1 protein-coding gene is annotated in these 1,217 nt (G+C 32.7%); it reads left to right on the forward strand.

Features of this window, described 5'->3' with window-relative positions; all coding sequences use genetic code 11:
- Positions 1–74 precede the first annotated feature (74 nt).
- Positions 75–1,217 (forward strand): ISL3 family transposase (locus tag HMPREF9402_RS10700; RefSeq protein WP_009607355.1); only part of this gene is annotated, 1,143 nt, incomplete at its 3' end.

Here is a 1,217-nt window from a genome sequence, read left to right on the forward strand (position 1 = left end):
AAAAAAAAGAGACATCAAGTCTCTATCCTGTTACAATGTTATCGGCTAAAACAATATTGAAAGGATAATTTTTGATGTCTCACTCATATTCTACTAGAAAATTTTTAAATATTAAAGATAAAAATATCATCTTTCCTGAAGATTATTTTGAAGAAGTTAAATTAAATGGGATCACTAGCTTTGTTTTTAAGGGAATCTTATCTTACCAACCCACTCATTGTGAACACTGTGGAACTCTTTTTGATTCCAATTTTAAAAAGCATGGGTTTAAAACTTCTCGAATTATCATTCCAAAAGTATCACTCCATGATACTTATTTAGTTTTAAAGAAACAGCGTTATTATTGTGGGCATTGTCAATCCACCTTTACATTAAAAACATCTATTGTTGAAAAGAACTGTTATATTTCTTACAATACGAAACACGCGATTGCTTTAGAAGCTCAAAATAAAAGTTCAGAGTGCGATATTGCCCGTCGCCATCAAGTTTCTCATTCAACCGTTAATCGGATCATTCATAGCTTTTATGAATCTCAAACTTTGAACTTTAATGATCTACCTGAAAATCTTTGTTTTGATGAATTTAAATCGGTAAAATCGGCTGAGGGTCATATGTCTTTTATCTTTTGTGATGCAGATACCAAGCAGATGATTGATATCATTGAAGATCGACGCTTAACCTCTCTTCAGACTTATTTCAAGCGATACACAAAAGAAGCTCGTGCGCGTGTGAAACATATTGTCACTGATATGTACGCCCCTTATATCAGTTTGATTAAGGAGCTTTTTCCTCATGCCAAAATTGTCCTTGATAAGTTTCACCTCGTTCAACATATCTCCCGTGCACTCAATAAAACACGTATTCGATTAATGAAAAAATTCAAAAAACATGGTCGTAAATTCAAACGTTACTGGCGACTATTTTTAAAATCACATACCCTACTCGATACCACAACTTATCGATCTGTTTATTGTTTTAAGCAACCGATGCGTGAAATAGATATCTTAAACTTCCTTCTCGATTTATCACCTGAATTAAAAGCAACTTATGAGCTTTATCAAGATTTACTATTCGCCATTCAATCGAAAAATGTGAATCGATTTAATCACTTACTTGAAACAGAACATCCAATGATTTCACCCGAACTTCAAACATCTTTTCAAACCTTTAAAACCTATACTTCTTATATCTACAATACTCTGACTACTCCCTATACT

The sequence above is a fragment of the Turicibacter sp. HGF1 genome (genome assembly GCF_000191865.1).
Classification (GTDB): Bacteria; Bacillota_I; Bacilli_A; order MOL361; family Turicibacteraceae; genus Turicibacter; species Turicibacter sanguinis.